Below are 2,498 nucleotides of genomic sequence, written 5' to 3' on the forward strand. Positions count from 1 at the left end.
TTGCTTTTGTATACACTTTTTACACTAAACTTTAGTCCAAAATAAAATAATTTCCTTATTTTGACTATTGAACTCAAAATATTTTTCATCAAATACCTTGATAGGCTTGACAAATGGTAGAAAAAAGAGTTCGTCTTCCCACCCCCGCACAGTTGATTAGGCCAGATTTGGAGTACAAAATACGAACAAATCTGCCAATCAACCACTGCGCTGAGATGTTGACACGAACTCTGAGTAGTGGTCCTGGGCTTTTTGCCCAGCCTTCTCTTTTCATCTAAGCAAACTAATAAAATAACTCTTATTTTTCCTCTTTTAACACCAGATTTAACACCAAGGCAGCCAAGGTCCCAGTTGAAATACCTGATGAGAAGACCATTTGGAGAGCTGATGGAAGATGACTCAATAATTCTGGACGAACAGTCACTCCAATACCAAGTGCAAAGGCAATGGAAATAATCAAGAGCTCACGGTCACCAATTTTTACAGTTGCAAGAGTCTTAATCCCTTGGGCTGCAACCAAACCGAACATGATAATCCCAACACCACCAAGAACAGGCTGCGGCATGATGGAAATCAAGGCTGATAATTTTGGAAAGACACCGAGTAGGGTGAGAATAATACCCGCAATAATCATGACATGACGACTAGCAACTTTTGTCAAAGTAATGAGGCCAACGTTTTGTGAGAAGGCTGTATTTGGACCAGCACCAAAAACACCGGCAATCAAGGAGCCAACACCATCTGCCAGAACACCATTTGCTGCCCGCTCAGAAGAAATCTTTTGATTTGAGGCTTCTCCAATGGCCATCATAATCCCTACCGTACCAATCAAGGATACGACATAAGCAGGAATGAAGGCCAGAATAGAAGATAGGTCAAATTTTACACCGTAATGGAAAATTTTAGGAAGAGCAAACCAGGCTGCATCTCCTACAGCTGACAAATCAACTTTCCCAAGAAAAATACACAAGATGTAACTAAAAACCATCCCAAAGAAGACCGATGCTGTTTTCAGCATTCCTTTACCATAATGATTTAATGCCAAAGTGAAGACCAAGACGATAAAGGCAATGCTGATATTTTCAACCGAAGCATAGTCTGAAGCACCAGCACCACCAGCTGCCCAGTCCATACTTACTGGCATGAGGGTAATACCGATGAGGGATACAACGGTCCCTGTAATCAATGGCGGAAAGAAGCGCATCAAGGGTTTGACAAAACGACTGAGAGCAATCTCTACAAATGAACCAGCAATGGTTGCACCCACGATACCAGCAATTCCCAACTGACTACCAACACTGATAGCTGGATTGGCAAAGGTAAAGTCCGTCCCCATCATACCAGAGACACGTGAACCTACTGGCCCAACACCTTTAGATTGCAAAATGGTGGCAATACCAGCAACAAAGATAGAGGCTGATACCATAATTGAAGTATCTTCGACTGACAATCCTAAGGCACTTGCAACGACAAGAGGCACTGCGATGATTCCAGCAAAAGCTGCTAAAATATGCTGAAAAGCGAGCAAAACAGCCATCCCTTTTGGTGGTTGTTCATCAATTCCGTAAAGCATATCCGAAGAATGTTCATTTGTTATATTCTGAGACATGATTTCTCCTTCTTTATTCCTAAATAATGGTATTAGTCTAACAGAAAATATAATCATTTTCAATACATTCCACTCCAACAAACACAGAATGTTCGTATTTTTAAATGAATTTTGTCGATATATACAATATCCAAACACAAAAAATTCGTTTATTGTTTTGATTTTAGCAAAAAAATGCTATAATACACAAAAGTATCATTTGGAGGAGAAGATAAGCATGAAAGCTTTGGAAGAACGCATTTTAAAAGATGGTCAGGTATTAGGAGAAAATATCTTAAAAGTTGACTCATTTTTGACCCATCAGGTTGATTTTCGCTTGATGAAAGAAATGGGGCAGGTCTTGGCAGATGCCTATCGCTCTAAAGAAATTACCAAGGTTGTCACAATCGAAGCCTCTGGTATTGTACCAGCCGTCTATGTTGCAGAAAGCCTAGATGTGCCAATGATTTTTGCTAAAAAGCATAAAAATATTACTATGACCGAAGGCATTTTGACATCTGAAGTCTACTCATTCACCAAGCAAGTTACTAGCACCGTTTCTATTGCTAGCAAGTTTTTGTCACCTGAGGACCGTGTTCTAATCGTTGATGACTTTTTGGCCAATGGACAAGCAGCAAAAGGCTTGATTGATATTATCCAACAGGCTGGAGCGCAAGTGGCTGGGGTTGGTATCATCATCGAAAAATCCTTCCAAGATGGTCGCCAGCTCTTACTGGATGCAGGTGTACCTGTTACTTCACTCGCTCGTATTGAAAAATTTCAAGATGGACAGGTTGTTTTCGCACCTGCGGATATTTAAAAGGAGGCTGGGCAAAAAGCCCAATGTCATTAAGTTAACTAACCTATCACATTTTGTGGTGGGTTAGTTTTTATGTTACACTAAAAATAA

2 protein-coding genes are annotated in these 2,498 nt (G+C 40.3%); one reads left to right on the forward strand and one right to left on the reverse strand.

Annotation, left to right across the window (positions count from 1 at the left end; all coding sequences use genetic code 11):
* Positions 1-298: 298 nt before the first annotated feature.
* Positions 299-1,609: a nucleobase:cation symporter-2 family protein gene (locus SST111_RS07055; protein WP_099810484.1), complete on the reverse strand. Its 1,311-nt coding sequence runs from the start codon at positions 1,607-1,609 to the stop codon at positions 299-301.
* 217 nt (positions 1,610-1,826) lie between these two features.
* Between SST111_RS07055 and SST111_RS07060 the strand changes: the two genes are divergently transcribed.
* Entirely contained in the window at positions 1,827-2,408 is a 582-nt protein-coding gene (locus SST111_RS07060) for a xanthine phosphoribosyltransferase (protein WP_099810485.1), read from the forward strand.
* The last annotated feature ends 90 nt before the right edge of the window (positions 2,409-2,498 follow it).

This window comes from Streptococcus suis YS161 (assembly GCF_002760245.1).
GTDB lineage: Bacteria > Bacillota > Bacilli > Lactobacillales > Streptococcaceae > Streptococcus > Streptococcus suis_I.